13 protein-coding genes are annotated in these 14,939 nt (G+C 44.1%); 11 read left to right on the top strand and 2 right to left on the bottom strand.

Annotated elements, in window-relative coordinates:
* Positions 1 to 100: 100 nt before the first annotated feature.
* Positions 101 to 1,345 carry an adenosylhomocysteinase gene (locus tag AB5627_RS05210; RefSeq protein ID WP_022286771.1) on the top strand — a complete coding sequence of 415 codons (1,245 nt, stop codon included), beginning with the start codon at positions 101 to 103 and terminating at the stop codon, positions 1,343 to 1,345.
* A gap of 153 nt (positions 1,346 to 1,498) precedes the next feature.
* Positions 1,499 to 1,945: a putative ABC transporter permease gene (locus tag AB5627_RS05205; RefSeq protein WP_242988920.1), complete on the top strand. Its 447-nt coding sequence runs from the start codon at positions 1,499 to 1,501 to the stop codon at positions 1,943 to 1,945.
* 184 nt (positions 1,946 to 2,129) lie between these two features.
* On the opposite strand, the gene AB5627_RS05200 is transcribed toward AB5627_RS05205, so the two are convergent.
* Both AB5627_RS05200 and AB5627_RS05195 read right to left on the bottom strand, forming a co-directional pair.
* Positions 2,130 to 3,098 (bottom strand): hypothetical protein, encoded by a 969-nt coding sequence (locus tag AB5627_RS05200; RefSeq protein WP_289148869.1) that lies wholly within the window; start codon positions 3,096 to 3,098, stop codon positions 2,130 to 2,132.
* Between the two features lie 3 nt (positions 3,099 to 3,101).
* Entirely contained in the window at positions 3,102 to 3,953 is an 852-nt protein-coding gene (locus AB5627_RS05195; RefSeq protein WP_333635086.1) for a putative RNA methyltransferase, read from the bottom strand.
* Positions 3,954 to 4,102: 149 nt separating this feature from the next.
* Between AB5627_RS05195 and AB5627_RS05190 the strand changes: the two genes are divergently transcribed.
* The 9 genes from AB5627_RS05190 (at position 4,103) to pyrB (ending at position 14,779) form a co-directional block, all read left to right on the top strand.
* Positions 4,103 to 4,252 carry a hypothetical protein gene (locus AB5627_RS05190; protein ID WP_181979654.1) on the top strand — a complete coding sequence of 50 codons (150 nt, stop codon included), beginning with the start codon at positions 4,103 to 4,105 and terminating at the stop codon, positions 4,250 to 4,252.
* Positions 4,253 to 4,305: 53 nt separating this feature from the next.
* Positions 4,306 to 6,963: an alanine--tRNA ligase gene (gene alaS / locus AB5627_RS05185; RefSeq protein ID WP_022286775.1), complete on the top strand. Its 2,658-nt coding sequence runs from the start codon at positions 4,306 to 4,308 to the stop codon at positions 6,961 to 6,963.
* A gap of 62 nt (positions 6,964 to 7,025) precedes the next feature.
* The gene (locus tag AB5627_RS05180; protein WP_022286776.1) at positions 7,026 to 7,367 is read left to right on the top strand and encodes a histidine triad nucleotide-binding protein; all 342 of its coding nucleotides are present in this window, start codon (positions 7,026 to 7,028) and stop codon (positions 7,365 to 7,367) included.
* A gap of 60 nt (positions 7,368 to 7,427) precedes the next feature.
* Positions 7,428 to 9,428 carry a ComEC/Rec2 family competence protein gene (locus AB5627_RS05175; protein WP_265290763.1) on the top strand — a complete coding sequence of 667 codons (2,001 nt, stop codon included), beginning with the start codon at positions 7,428 to 7,430 and terminating at the stop codon, positions 9,426 to 9,428.
* Positions 9,397 to 10,455, top strand: a complete 1,059-nt coding sequence (gene holA / locus AB5627_RS05170) for a DNA polymerase III subunit delta (protein ID WP_022286778.1) — start codon at positions 9,397 to 9,399, stop codon at positions 10,453 to 10,455. The genes AB5627_RS05175 and holA overlap by 32 nt, the downstream gene beginning before the upstream one ends.
* A 3-nt stretch (positions 10,456 to 10,458) precedes the next feature.
* Positions 10,459 to 11,082 (top strand): toprim domain-containing protein, encoded by a 624-nt coding sequence (locus AB5627_RS05165; RefSeq protein ID WP_022286779.1) that lies wholly within the window; start codon positions 10,459 to 10,461, stop codon positions 11,080 to 11,082.
* Positions 11,075 to 12,463 carry an MBOAT family O-acyltransferase gene (locus tag AB5627_RS05160; protein ID WP_022286780.1) on the top strand — a complete coding sequence of 463 codons (1,389 nt, stop codon included), beginning with the start codon at positions 11,075 to 11,077 and terminating at the stop codon, positions 12,461 to 12,463. The genes AB5627_RS05165 and AB5627_RS05160 overlap by 8 nt, the downstream gene beginning before the upstream one ends.
* A gap of 20 nt (positions 12,464 to 12,483) precedes the next feature.
* Positions 12,484 to 13,581, top strand: coding sequence for a DHHW family protein (locus AB5627_RS05155; protein ID WP_022286781.1), 1,098 nt, complete (start codon positions 12,484 to 12,486; stop codon positions 13,579 to 13,581).
* Between the two features lie 109 nt (positions 13,582 to 13,690).
* Entirely contained in the window at positions 13,691 to 14,779 is a 1,089-nt protein-coding gene (pyrB, locus tag AB5627_RS05150) for an aspartate carbamoyltransferase (protein WP_022286782.1), read from the top strand.
* The last annotated feature ends 160 nt before the right edge of the window (positions 14,780 to 14,939 follow it).

Genomic DNA, 14,939 nt, shown 5'->3' with positions numbered 1-14,939 from the left:
TGCGAAGTATAATGAATTGCTTTTGACCTCTTGCCAAATGGGGAGAAATAGGGTATAATTATTATATGGATCGAATAATAAACCGAAAGGAATTGATAAAATGAGCGAAATAAGAGATGAAAGCTTGTGGGAAAGCGGTAAAAGAAAGATAGAATGGGTAAGACAGAATATGTCATTGCTCAGAAGCGTTGAGGAAGATTTCAAGAGAGATCAGCCTTTTAAGGGGCTGAAAGTTGCACTTTCTATTCACCTTGAAGCTAAGACCGCTTATCTTTGCAAAGTCCTTGCAGCAGGCGGTGCTGAAATGTACATCACAGGAAGCAATCCGCTGTCTACTCAGGACGATGTTGCGGCAGGTCTTGTGCATGACGGTCTGAATGTTTTTGCATGGCATGGTGCAACTGACGAGGAGTATCACAGACATATATCCGAGGTAGTTAAGGTAGGTCCAAACATCATTATCGACGACGGCGGCGACCTTGTAAACCTTATCCACAATGAATACCCTGAGCTGATACCGAACGTTATCGGTGGTTGTGAGGAAACTACTACGGGCATTATCCGTCTTATTGCAATGAACAAGGACGGTCAGCTCAAATTCCCTATGATGCTTGTAAACAATGCAAAGTGCAAGTATCTTTTTGATAACAGATACGGCACAGGTCAGTCTGTATGGGACGGAATAAACAGAACAACTAACCTTATCGTTGCAGGCAAGAACGTTGTTGTTGCAGGCTACGGCTGGTGTGGCAAGGGCGTTGCAATGAGAGCAAAGGGTCTTGGTGCAAGCGTTATCGTCTGCGAAGTTGACCCAATAAAGGCTATGGAGGCTGTTATGGACGGCTTCAAGGTAATGAAAATGGTTGACGCCGCTAAGGTGGGCGACTTCTTTGTTACTGTAACAGGCTGTAAGGACGTTATTACTGAGAAAGCTTTCATGAACATGAAAGATGGTGCTATACTCTGTAACGCAGGTCACTTTGATTGCGAGGTAGACGTGGCTGGACTTAAAAAGCTGTCTGTTGAAAGCAAGCTTGCAAGAAACAATATTGACGGTTATAAGCTTCCGAACGGTAATTGGCTGTATGTTATCGGCGAGGGCAGACTTGTAAATCTTGCCGCAGGCGACGGTCACCCTGCCGAGATAATGGATATGTCCTTTGCTATCCAAGCCCTTTCTGCGGCTTATCTTGTTAAAAACAAAGACAAGCTTACAGACAAGATAGTTTATGTTCCTGATGAGATAGATAAGGAAGTCGCAAACAGAAAGCTTAAATTCTGGGAGCTTGAGATAGATAAGCTTACACCTGAGCAGGAGAAATATCTTAACAGCTGGCAGGTATAAAATATCATATTAGTACAATAAAACGGACAGCTTGGGTTGTCCGTTTTTTTGTATCTTGAAATTGCCATAAATTTATTTTGTCTTCAAGGTTTTAAATCACTGATTTCTGTACATTTTAATATTAGGGCGATAAAAAAACAGGGCGGTGAGAATGTGGCGGCAAAGATGTATAAGATACTTACGCTTTTTTCAGTTGGTGCAATATGCTATGGCTTCATGGAAATACTTAACAGGGGTTATTCTCATATCACAATGGGGGTGCTTGGGGGAACTTCAATGCTGGTTATCCATATCATGAATGGCGAGCGCAGGCGAGGAGTGAGCCTGCTGTCTGTGCTTGCAGTGTCGGCAGCATTTATCACTGCCATAGAATTTCTTGCAGGGGAGTATCTCAACCGCTATCTCGGAATGGGCATATGGAGCTATGAGGAAGTGCCGCTGAATTTTGACGGACAGATATGCCTGCCATTTGCTTTTCTGTGGTTTGGGTTATCCTATATTGGTGTGCTTGCGGATAATTTTATACGCAGACATATTTTCAAGGAATACCCTGTCATTGTTAAACGAGGAAAAGAAAAAATACCTGCGGCGGTTGGATAAGAGTACGATTATTTGTACTGCTCAGTATGTAAAAATATAATTAACTGGAGACCTCAGGTCGCCCCTACGCAAAAATTGTAAATATAGTGGACGGCGACACGCTTACATTCGCCCGTCATTCACCAACGCATATAAAACAAATGGACTGTCTATCCAATGATAAACAGTCCGTATTTTTTACATATCAATCTTTTGTGTACCACTTTTTCAGCACTTCTTCGCCAAGCTTGCCGTAAACTGTGAAGTCACGGTTTTTCTTGGCTTCCTCTATTGGCGGCAGGATAGCTTTCCAATCCCACCAGAAATAGCCGCAGAACCAATCCAGATCCCATGTAGCCTCCATGGCTGTGTCGTAGAAATCTGCCTGCTCCTGCTCGTCAAGTGGTTTGTCGAGCCTGTCATGGAAATCCCAAGGGTACTGCGTGCAGCCCTCTTCGTTTCGCACGCCTATCTCGGCGAACATTATAGGCTTGTTGAAATGCTTGTGAGCCTTTTCAAGTGAGCCGACAACTTCGTTCCAGCGACTGAGCATATGTTCTTTGTCCCTGTTCACGCCATCTGTAACAGGGTAGTAGCCTGAGATGCCAATGATATCCACGTCGCTGAGCCAATCGAAACGCTGTTCATCGCCGTGATTGATGTTGTGCATAACGATACCGCTGTAGACCTCTCTCACCTGTGCGATAAGCTTTCTGCATCTGTCTGACTGCTTGTCCATTCCTGCCATTTCACAGCCTGTGCAGAGCATTTCACAGCCGAGCTTTTCTGCAAGCTTTGCATAGTGGAGCATGAAAGCTGTGTATGATCTGAACCACTTGTCCCAGTATTCAGGGTTCTCAGGCGGAAAGTCTATCCTTGCACGCCATGAATGGTCAAGGCAATCCACCATAGGCTTAAGGCATACTTTAAGTCCCAGTGACTTTGCTTTTTTTATAGCGAAGGCAATGTCCTCGTCAGATTGTGTTCTCTCATAATCACTGAAAACTCTTGTGCTTGCAAAGCTCTCCTGCAATGCGTTTACAGGGATACATATCCAGTTCAAGCCGTTTGAAGCAAGCCTTTCCATTGACTTTTCTGCCGCTTCCGTCTGAAAATCACCTCTCCTGGAGAAAAATCCCCAAGTATATCCTTTGCAGAAAATATCTTTATTCATATATCAAAAACCTCTCTTTTTTGTAAATGTCCTGATAGAAAAGCCACAGGTAAGTTCAAGCCTGTTCACCTTTTTAAGCTTCTCCACCGCCTCGGCAGATGTTTTGTAGTAATACGGAGTCATTGTAAAAAGATTGAAAATATCCTCCTGACTTTCAAGCACCACAGGAAATTCAAAAATCATCTCCTCTGACTCGTCAAATTTATTAAGTCCGTATACATTGGGCTTGTTTTCGTAAGGCTTCTCATAAAGCACTTCTTTAAGCTCAAACAGATGTCTTGGGGATGGAGAAACTACCACAAGCTTTCCGCCGTCTTTCAGCACCCTTGCGTATTCGTCATTTGAAACAGGTGCAAATGTGCATACGATAAGGTCTGCAAATTTGTCTATAAACGGAAGCTGAAATGACGATGCCACTGCAAATTCGCAATTTGTGATATTTTCGCAATGTATCCTCGTCATGCAGTGGGCAACTGCCGCCTTTGATATGTCAATGCCGTAAAACTTCGCCTTTGGCAGTGCCTTGGCATAGTTCACAGTGTAAAAGCCCTCACCGCAGCCACTGTCGATAATATAAGGCTGTTTCACATTTTCAAGCAGACCGCCCATTACCTCAGCTGTTTTCTTCGCAAGCGGCAGATAATAGTTACGGTCGAGGAAATCCGTTCTCGCCTTTACCATTTCCGCATTGTCGCCTGCATTTTTAGGATTTCTGCCCTTTGTGGTAAGCAGATTTACATATCCTTTTCTCGCAATATCAAAGCTGTGACCGTTCTGACAGTGCCATACGTTGTCAAGCTTTCTGAGCCGTTTTTTGCATATCGGACAAACATACATATAAATCACCCTGAACATTATAGCATTTCCCTCTGCTTTTAGCAATGGATATTTTATTAATAAAAAAGTGCTTGACAATCGTCGGGTTATGCTTTATAATATCAATATATGCAAAATGCGGTGACGGAATTATCCGAAACAGTGTCGGTAAAGAGAAAAGGCGGTGGGTGAAAGCCTTTGCGGCAAGTTCGGTGGCTAACCTGAGCGGTGCTGAAAACAGCAACGTATGCTCTGCGTTAAAGGGCTTCGAGTGGTCGGGCGATGAGTTCGGCAATTTGGGTGGTAACACGGAACTGTCGGTTTCGTCCCATGTTTAGGGACGAGCCGTTTTTTATTTTGCGAATAATTTCATTTGGAAGGATCTGAATTTATGGAATGGACAGGACTTAACGAACTGCGTGAATCTTATCTGAAATTTTTTGAGAGCAAGGGTTGCTTAAGACACAAGAGCTACCCTCTCGTACCTCAGAACGATAACAGCCTGCTGCTTATCGTTGCAGGTATGGCACCTCTGAAGCCTTACTTCACAGGTCAGGAAACACCTCCGAGAACAAGAATGACAACTTGTCAGAAGTGTATCAGAACCGGCGATATCGAAAACGTTGGTAAGACGGCAAGACATGGCACATATTTTGAAATGCTTGGTAACTTCTCATTCGGCGATTACTTCAAGAAGGAAGCCATTGCATGGGCTTGGGAGTATGTTACACAGGTACTCAAACTGCCAAAGGATAGACTTTATATCTCTGTTTACGAGGATGATGACGAGGCTGAGAAGATATGGCATGAGGACGCTGGCGTTCCAATGGATCATATCGTAAGAATGGGCAAGGAAGACAACTTCTGGGAGGCTGGAACAGACGGCCCTTGCGGTCCATGCTCTGAGATATATTTCGACAGAGGCGAAAAATATGGCTGTGGCAAGCCTGATTGTAAGGTCGGCTGCGACTGCGACAGATATATGGAGTTCTGGAACCTTGTGTTCACACAGTTTGAAAGACATGAGGACGGCACTTATACTCCACTTAAGCAGAAAAATATCGACACAGGTATGGGTCTTGAAAGGCTTGCTTCTATCATGCAGGACGTTGACTCTATCTTTGACGTTGATACAGTAAAGGCTATCAGAGATCATGTTTGTAAGATAGCAGGCTGTGAGTACGGCAAGGAGTACAAAAAGGACGTTTCTATCAGAGTTATCACAGACCATATCCGTTCTGTAACATTCATGGCGTCTGACGGAATCCTGCCGTCAAATGAGGGCAGAGGATACGTTATGAGACGTTTGCTCAGAAGAGCCGTTCGTCACGGAAAGCTTCTCGGCGTAAACGGACTTTTCCTCAAAGACCTTGTAAAAACTGTTGTTGACTGCAACAAGTGTGAGTATAACGAGCTTGAAGAAAAGTATGACTATATTGTAAAGGTGCTCACAACTGAGGAGCAGAACTTTAATGCCACTATCGACAGAGGTATGAAGATACTTGACGATCTTATCGCACAGATGCAGAAAGACGGCAAGACGGAGCTTGACGGCGAGAGCTGCTTTAAGCTTTCCGACACATACGGTTTCCCTATCGACCTTACAAGAGAGATCCTTGAAGAAAAGGGCATGACCTGTGACGAAGAGGGCTTTGCTGAGTGCTATGCAAAGCAGAGAGAAACAGCCAAGAACGCTCATGCTGCAACAAAGTATATGGGTGCAGACGAAACTGTTTTCCATAAGATAGATAAGAATTTCCATACTGAGTTTATCGGCTACGACAAGCTCGAGGGCGACAGCGAGATATCATTCATCACAACTGATGATGAGCTTATCGAAAACGCAAAGGCTGGCGATGAAGTATATATCGTATCTTCACAGACGCCATTCTATGCAGAGAGCGGCGGACAGGTGGGCGATATCGGTACTATCGTTACAGAAAGCGGTAAGTGCAGAGTCGTTGACACACAGAAGGTCGTTGCAGGCAAGTTCGCTCATAAGGCAGTTGTTGAAGAGGGCGAGATAGCTGTAGGTCAGAAGGCTCACTTCACTGTTGACAGAAAGACACGTTATGCTGTTATGAGAAACCATAGCTGCGCACATCTGCTTCAGGCTGCACTGAGAAAAGTTCTCGGTGAACACGTTCATCAGGCAGGTCAGCTCGTTGACGCTCACAGACTTAGATTTGACTTCTCACACTTCAATGCAATGACAGCAGAGGAGAAGCTCAAGGTCGAAGCACTTGTAAACAAGTATATCCTTGAAGCTCTTGATATAAAAATGGAAGAAATGCCTATCGCAGAAGCTCAGAAGCTTGGCGCTATGGCTCTGTTCGGTGAGAAATACGGCGAAACTGTAAGGGTTGTAACAATGGGTGACGGTGACGAAACAGCTTCTATCGAGTTCTGTGGCGGTACACATCTTGACAATACTTCAAGAATAGGTCTGTTCAAGATAATCTCCGAAAGCTCTGTAGCTTCAGGCGTAAGACGTATCGAAGCCGTAACAGGCAGAGGCGTTCTGGAGCTTGTTGAGGAAAGAGCCGCAACTATCCAGCAGGCGGCTGAAAGCCTTAAGCTTGCAAATCCACTGGACATCGTAAAGAGATGCCACACTATCATGCAGGAAGTCAAGGATCTTGAAAAGGAAAGAGACGCTTTGCAGGCTGAGATAACAAATCTCAAAACAAAGTCACTGTTCGATAATCCGTATGAGGTCAACGGCGTTAAGGTAGTTACTGCAATGCTCACAAATACAAGACCTGATATGCTCAGAAAAATGGGCGACGAGCTTAAAGCAAGAGAAGCTGACGCAGTTGCAGTTGTTGCAGGCGTTGACGGTGAAAAGGCAAACCTTGTTGTAGTTTGCGGTAAGAATGCTGTTGCAAAGGGTGCACACGCAGGCAAGATAGCCGGCAAGGTAGCAGCACTCACAGGCGGCAAGGGCGGCGGACGTCCTGACTCTGCTATGGCTGGTATCGGCGATAGATTTAAGATCGACGAGGCACTTGACAAGGTAAACGAAATAGTTGGCGAATTTGTAAAATAATATGGGCAAAGGCTGTGCAAAATGCTGTGCAGCCTACCCCTTTTTGAAAGGCGGAGAGATAAATGGAAGATTGTCTTTTTTGTAAAATTATTTCCGGGGAAATACCTTCAAAGAAAATATACGAGGACGAGCTGACATACGTTTTTGAGGACATTGCTCCTACAGCTCCGATTCATTATCTTGTTATCCCTAAGCAGCATATTTCAAAGCTTGACGAGATAACCCCTGAGAACAGTGCAGTTATTGCACATATCTATGAAGTTATCGCAAAGCTTGCCAAAGACCTCGACCTTAAGGACGGTTTCAGAGTTGTTTCCAACTGCGGCGAGCAGGCAGGACAGAGTGTTTTCCACATTCATTTTCATCTTCTTGCAGGCAGACCACTTGCTTGGCCAGCCGGTTAAAGAAATCAAACGGGCGGGTAAATTTCTTATCCGCCCTTAGTTTTAAGGGGGACGGCGGCAGTGGTGAGAAAAAGCTGTTATATCGGCTTTTCATATTTTGCAGGACTTTTTCTCTGTACCATTGGCTGGGGCAGGAACAACGCAGTTTTCGCACTTGCGTCAGCGTGTGTAGCTATTACAGCCTTTGCGCTTTTTAAGAGATACCGAAAGCATATAGCACTCTGCTTTGTTTCGTTCCTGATAGCGGTGGGAGTCAATACCGCTTATACTCACATTTTCTATGATAAACTGACAGCTTTAGACGGAAAGACCGTCACAGTTAGAGGCGAGATAACCGACATAAGCTATATAGGCTCTGACACTTGTCGACTAAGTGTCAATGGTACCGTTGGGGGAGTAAAAGGCAGGCTGACCTTTCATGCAGATGACATTGAATATGATTACTACGACAATATCGTGGCGACAGTAAAGGTCAGCAGGATAAAAGACAGCATCAATTTCAAATCAGAACAGTATGACCGGCCTAAAGGCGTTTTTCTCCAAGGCTCGACCGCTGAAAACATAGAAGTCACAGGCGGCGGAAACACCATTTTACGCAGTATAATGCACTATCGTGACAAGATGTTCATGTTGATAAACGATATCATAGGCGGAGATGAGGGCGGTTTTGCCGCTGCAATGCTCTGCGGAGATAAAACTGAGCTTTCAAAACAAACGAAGCTCACGGTCTATCGTAGTGGCATAGGTCATATATTTTCCGTGTCGGGAACTCATGTGGTCATTATAAGTGCCATGATAGGCTGGCTCATGCAGAAACTAAGCAAGGATAAGCGTGTGATATTTGCCGTCCAAACTGTGGCAATGTGGGCGTTTGCGGTCTTTGCAGGATTTTCAGTATCCGTTGTGAGGGCGGCTGTTATGCTGACCTTGGTCACTGCCGCACCGCTCCTTTACCGCAGACCAGACCCAGCAAATACTCTCTGCCTTTGCGCTGTTGTAATACTCACTCTTTCACCCTATGCGGCGGCAGACAGTTCGTTTTTGCTGTCATTCACAGCTGCGTTTGTTATAAGCGTTGTATGCCCGAAAGCGGTGACGATGGTAAAGCGCAGGGATATTCTTGGCAACATTGAGCGTGAAATAGTCACAGCGGTGACGATACTTCTTTGCACAATGCCTGTTCAGCTAATGTTTTTCAGCGAAATATCTCTTGTTGCACCACTATCAAATATCCTGCTGGTGCCTGTCTGTACCCTTGCTCTGGGTCTGACGGTAATAACTGCGGTAACAGGCGGTGCGGCAATAATAGCCTATCCTGTGCTGACGGTGGTAAAGTATCTTCTGAAAGTTGTTCTGTTTCTTGCTGAGCTGTTTTCAAAATTCAGCTTTGCCTATCTTCCTCGTGGAGTAAGACCACTTGGTATTGTAATGCTCGTTACCTGCCTTGTACCTGTGGCGGTCATGTTTCTGAGAAAGTCAGTAAAGCTTGGGGCTTTTTGCACTGCTTTAATGCTTGTATGTTGGACAGCGGTGTATAATTTTTCTCTTGCTTTTGGAGGCTCGGTAAAGATAGTTGTAATGCCAAAAGGAAATGCAGTGCAGGCTGTGCTGTATGATAAAACAAAAGGTATGGTTTTCGATATGGGCAGTAAGGGCAAGCTCAACAGCGGTATGGAAAGCTTTTTGGAGCTTTACGGCATAAAAGAGCTAAAAGGCGCATTTATAGAAAGCGAACAGTATTACACTATAACGAAATATAACGAGCAGATGACTATACAACCTGACAGATTTTATATAAATGGCGAGCCTGATAATGACAGCGAACTGCCGTTCATGACAGGCGCACAGCTTGATTGGAACGGTGTTAAGATAGAAGCACTGGAGGACGGCTATAAAATTACCACCGAGGGCTGTGTGGTCACTATAGAAAAAGGTTCTGTCACCATAAACGGCAGAAACCTTGACACAACAGATGAAGAATACCCATTGATGATAAATATGAAAAATTCGCAGATAAGGAGGACGGACTATGGCTTTGCTTACGGCTTCGGCTCTTGGTAAAACGATAAGAGAGAATGATATCGACAGCCTTTATTATTTTTACGGACATGATACAGCGGCACTTGAAAGCTTTACAAAAAGGCTTGTGAACAAGCTTTGCCCTGCTGACGCTCAGGTCATGAACTTTCATAAGCTTGACGGCAAAAATCTTGATTTTCCAATGCTTACAGACGCTTGCGAAGCTCTGCCTTTTATGGCTGAACGTGTGGTGGTGACTATAAACGACCTTAATATAGACGCAGTGACTAAGGACGATCTGGACGACCTGAAAAAGATCCTAGGCTCTCTTGGCGAAACCACCACAGTGATAATCTATGCCACAGGAGTTGACCTTTTCAAGAACAAAAAGTATCTTACAGACAAAAACAAGCGCTTTGCAGATTTCTGCGAAAAGCACGGCACTGTCTGCAACTTTGAATACAAAAGGGCTTCCGACCTTGGAAAGTCTATATCCACCTATCTTGCAAAAAGCGGCTGTACCATAACAAAAAGCAACTCAGAGTATCTTGCAAACCTCTGTTTGTGCGACACTGCATTTATCAGCAAGGAGCTTGAAAAGCTTTCGGCTTATGCAGAGGGCAGGGAGGTAACAAGAGAAGATATCGACTTGCTTTGTATCAGGCGTATCGAGTCGGACGGATATTCTCTTGCAATAAATATCCTCAGAGGCAATGCGGCAATGGTCTTCACACGTTTGCGTGAACTCGATGTGCAGAATTATGAACCATATGCTATAATAGGAATAATCGGCTTTTCCCTTGCGGATATCTATAGGGCGAAGCTTGCACGTTCCTCTGGCAGGAGCGTTGCAGACGTGGCTAAAGATTTTTCCTATGCGAAAAACAGAGAGTTTGCAGTAAAAAACGCCTATTCCGAGTGCGGAAATATCTCGGCGGAGCGTATAAGAAAAACGCTTGAGATACTTTCTGAAACCGACCTTATGCTCAAAACAAGGTCACGGGGAAAAGACGGAGATATGCTCACCCTCGAGCAGGGGCTTGCAAGGTCAATGGCGTTAAGGTGTTAGTAAATGGAAAAACTTAAAATATCAAGGGCAATAATCGTTGAGGGAAAATATGATAAGATAAAGCTTTCGTCCATAGTTGACGGCGTTATAATTGTCACTAACGGCTTTCGTATCTATAAAGACCCTGACAAGGCAGCGCTTATAAGATACTATGCTCAGCATGGCGGAATAGCAATTCTTACTGACTCTGACACAGCAGGCTTTTGCATAAGAGGGCATATAAAGGGTATCGTCCCCAAAGGCGATATCGTGAACGTGTATGTTCCTGAGATATTCGGCAAAGAAAAGCGCAAGACAGAGCCGTCAAAAGAGGGCTTGTTGGGGGTCGAGGGCGTTCCTGCGGATATTATCAGGGAAGCCTTTGAAAAAGCAGGCATTATAGGCGAAAAGGTCGCAGACAGAGAACTCATGACCAAGCTTGACTTTTATGAGCTGGGTCTAAGCGGCAGACCTGACAGCAGCAGGCTCAGACATCTTGTGTGCGAAAAACTGTCGCTGCCCCAAAAGCTCACTGCAAACGCACTGCTTGAAGTGTTGAACACAATGCTCGATAAAGACAGCTTGCAAGCACTCATAGAGGAATTGACCTCAGAAAACAATAAAGACAAGGAGAATAGCATTGGTTAGTCTTGAATTTTTATATTTCTTTCTTCCTGTTTTTATGGGAGTATACGCTTTGTCAGGGGTGCGTTTCAGAAAAGCCGTGTTCCTGCTTGGAACAGTTGTGCTGTGTCTGTGGGTGTCCACATGGGGGATAATACCAATGGCGGTGTGTGCTGTTGTATCATACTTTTGCGGCAGGCTTATCCACCGCTTTGCAGACAAAAAAGGACTTAAAAGGCTATGGCTCATATTATCGGTGGTAGCAAATATGGCAGTGCTTCTTGTATTCATAAGAAGCGGTCACAGCAGCTATGACGTGACGTCTATATTCACAGGCAAAGGCGCAATGCTAAAGCTTTTCCCAGTGTGGGGAGCGGGCGTTTTCACTCTCCATGGCATTTCCTACTGCATGGATATCTATAGGAAAGAAATAGAGCCTGAGAAGAATTTTCTTTTGGTATCTCAATATATATGCTTTTTCCCATGCTTTAGCTGTGGACCGATACTTAGATTTTCGGATATGAGCGAACAGCTTAGAAAACCTGTCATAACCTCTGGAAAGCTTGCAGAGGGCATAAAGCTTATGCTTATAGGCTTTGCGGAGAAGCTTTTTCTGTCGGATCCTATGTACGAGATGTGGCAGCACATAAGGGGAGTAAGTACAGATTCGCTCTCCGCCGCTTGTGCATGGCTTGGGATAATAGCTTTCTCCTTTGCGTTCTACTATGAGCTTAGAGCTTATTCGCATATTGCACAGGGTATTGGTTCAATGCTCGGCTTTGAACTTCCTGATAACTTTGATCTGCCGTTTATGTCAGCAGGCTTCAATGAGCTTATAAAACGATTTGCCTGCACCTTTTATAGTTGGGTGAGAGATTATTTCTACAGACCTATATGTAGAAATAAAGACAGCGTTTGCCTTTGGGCATTGATACTGTCTGTGCTTGCAGGCTCGGTTTGGTATGGCTACGGCAGACACATAATGCTGTGGGCAGCGTTTATTTGTGTTATGCTTGGCATAGAATATCTCTTGAAAAATATTCTTGCGGCTGTGCCGACAGGGGTAAGATGTGCGGTGATGAATGTTCTGTTTCTTATGGGTCTGCCGTTTCTTGCGATAGACAGCCTGCCTTCAGCCTGCGGATATGTTGCCGCAATGCTCGGCGGCGGAAGCTTTGCAGGAGATGTTCTAGCATCGTATGTGATAAAAACAGGAGTTGTGATGTATCTTATCTGCGGCTTTTTTGCAACAGGTATCGGCAGATATCTCAAACGCAGGATAATGCAGCTCAATACTAATATAGTTTACATAATCGAGCCAATGCTCACTATAGGATTTCTGCTTATCAGTACAGCGTTTCTTGTGGGCGGAGGTAATTCGTCTATGAATTTGTTTGTGAGATAAAATGGGAGGAGTGAACATTAATGAAAAAAGCTGCTGATTATATCGCAGTAAGCGCATTTTTTGTAATAGTCATAATGTTTGCGGCATATACTCTCGTGATGGGCAGACATGGATCTGAAAGTGATAAGGCAGACAGTTCAGATATAAGACATAACGTTCAGACCTATGTTAGCAGTAATTTTCCTCTAAGCTCAAATTGGAAGTCGCTCAGAACGACCATGTTTGTGATGACTGGTAAGAAAAATTTTGATAATATCTATATCCTTAAAAATCGTCTTGTAGAGATCACAGATTTTGATAAGGACAGGCTTGATAAAAATATCTCGCAGATAAATGATTTTTCAGAAAACACAGATACACCTGTATATGTTATGTTAGCTCCGACTGCCGCAGGTATCTATTCTGCTAAGCTGCCTGCTTATACTTCAAACACAGACCAGCGTGAAATGATAGATAATATCTATTATGACCTGGACAGCAGGATAGACACCATAGATACGTTTTTTCCTATGTATTCTGCAAGAAATAATTACGTTTACTATCGTACAGATAGAAAGTGGACTTCCTTCGGGGCATATTTTGCCTATGCGGACGGCATAAAAGAGCTGGGTTTTGAGCCGGTCGTTCTGTCCAATTACGATCAAGAATATACCTCAAATTCTTATTATGGGGGACTTTACAGTGAACTTTGCTATAACAGCATAGGCGCAGACAGAGTGAACATCTTCCGTTCAAAGTATAAGACTACTGTGGATTCTGTGGAGCTTTACAGAGAAGATCAGGTGCTTACCTCAAAATCTGTTTATTTTAGATCTGCACTGAAAACAGCAGATAAAACGGCTATCTTCCTGCAAGGTGACAACTTTACTAAGGCAACGGTCAAGACAACTGCAGAGGACGCACCAAAGCTTCTTATCATCAAAGGAAGCTATGCCAATACCCTTGTGCCGTTTCTTACCCCACACTACAGCGAGATAACCTTGGTAGACCCTGACAAACTCAAAGAGGAGGGCAAGACCCTTTCTGACGTGGCAGATACGAGTGCATATGACCAGATATTATTTATGTATGACTGCGACCAGTTTGCAGATGAAACAAATTTTGACCTGCTCAAATAATATGGGCTATGTACTTGAAAAAATGGAACAGATGTGATATAATAAAGAAAATGCCGTACAAGGAATGTGCGGCATAATGTATGTCTGAATATTTGAGAGGGTGTTTGATGTGAGTGAGCAAAAAAACAGACTTGATCTTATTGATCTTAATGACTATCCAGTATCTTGGTGGCTGAAACTTCTTGACCTCGGTCATAAGATAGTTCAAAATCCTGCCGCCTACAGCGAGGCTTGCAAGGGCAAGATAATGGGTACTCTTTTCTATGAGCCGTCAACAAGAACGCAGATGTCTTTCCAGACCGCTATGCTACGTCTTGGTGGAACGATAATAGGCTTTGACAATCCTGCCACTTCTTCCGTTGCAAAGGGAGAGAATATCAAGGATACCACAAAGATAGTTTCCGGCTATGCCGATATCATGGTAATGCGTCACCCTACCGCTGGCTCGGTAAAGGCTGCGGCACTCACTGCTGATTGCCCTGTTATCAACGCAGGCGACGGTGGACACCTCCACCCAACACAGACACTTACAGACCTGCTTACACTTAGAGAAGAAAAGGGCAGACTTGATAACCTGACCATAGGCTTTTGCGGTGACCTTAAAAACGGCAGAACAGTCCATTCCCTTATTAAAGCAATGGTATGTTTTCCAAACAATAAGTTCATATTAGTTTCAACTTCTGAGCTTGCTTTGCCTGTGTATGTAAAAGATATCCTTGAAGCGGCAGGCATGGAGTACAAAGAAGTTACCGACCTTGAAGAGGTTATCGGTGAGCTTGACGTGCTGTATATGACAAGAATACAAAAAGAGCGTTTTGCTTCTGAGGAGGAGTATCAGACTCAGAGCGGAAATTACATACTCGATACAAGAAAGCTTTCAATGGGAAAGCCTGACCTTATAGTGCTTCACCCTCTGCCAAGAGTCAATGAGATAGCTATCGAGGTGGACGACGACCCGAGAGCAATGTATTTCAAGCAGGCAAAATACGGTATGTATATCAGAATGGCACTTATACTTACAGTTATAAACGGCGATGGTGCTTCGCAGCCGCTTATGAAGGGCAGAGTGCATAAGCACATTGATTGTTCAAATCCTAACTGTATCACTCACCACGAAAAGTATCTGCCACATTGGTTCAAAGGCGACGGCACAACGCTTGTTTGCGAATATTGTGACGAGAGAACATTGGTGGAATAAAATAAGAGCTTAATGGGGTAAACAAAGGCTGTGTGTCAGTCTTTGTTTACCCTTTTTTATTGTGCAGATAGCGTATATTAATAGCCTTGTGATATGCAAAATCGTTAAAAGTAACGAAATTCTTACAACATGGTAACAAATAATCTTGAAATAACGTTGA

This window comes from Ruminococcus sp. RTP21198st1_G1_RTP21198_201120, from assembly GCF_040924265.1.
Classification (GTDB): domain Bacteria; phylum Bacillota; class Clostridia; order Oscillospirales; family Ruminococcaceae; genus Hominimerdicola; species Hominimerdicola aceti.
The sequence above is the reverse complement of the archived record's forward strand: the minus strand, read 5'-3'. Positions and strand labels throughout refer to the sequence as shown.